Origin of the sequence: Solihabitans fulvus, from assembly GCF_008386585.1 — a bacterium.
Lineage (GTDB): Bacteria > Actinomycetota > Actinomycetes > Mycobacteriales > Pseudonocardiaceae > Solihabitans > Solihabitans fulvus.
In genome coordinates this window covers 1-462 of sequence record NZ_VUOB01000236.1, presented here as the reverse complement: position 1 = coordinate 462, position 462 = coordinate 1, and the positions used below count along the sequence as shown (strand labels likewise).

Here is a 462-nt window from a genome sequence, read left to right as displayed (position 1 = left end):
GGATGGCCGGCCAGCGCCCACCGATGGCGGTGATGGTGGCTGGAGCCGAAGGCGGACTCGGCACCAGCCTCGTCACGGCCCTGGTCGGCGAGACCGTGGCGGCCGCCTCTCCTGGCCCCACGGTGCTCGTCGACCAGGGTGGATCGCCCTGGGGCGCGCTCACCCGCCGGCTGCTGGGCCAACGCGGCGGACTGCCCGCCAACTACGCGCAATCCCTGCTGCACCAAGGCATTCCGGCACCGCAGGTGCTCGGTTCCGCGCCCACCAGCTCCGCCGGCGCGGCCGTGGTCGCCGACACCGCCGGCTACACCCCGCTGCGCGAGGTGTTCCGCCTGGCCCAGACGCTGTGTGGGGGCCTGGTCGTGGACGCCGGCCGCGTCGACGCGCACCTGACCGCGCAACTGGACGACCTGCACCCGGTGGTCGTCCTGGTCGGCCGCGCCGGCCTCGTGGGTGCCGGGG

At 75.5% G+C, this 462-nt stretch carries 1 protein-coding gene; it reads left to right on the top strand.

Going from position 1 to position 462, the window contains the following annotated elements:
• Nucleotides 1–35: 35 nt before the first annotated feature.
• Nucleotides 36–462: hypothetical protein (locus F0L68_RS41440; protein WP_188317134.1), on the top strand; the 427-nt coding region annotated here is incomplete at its 3' end.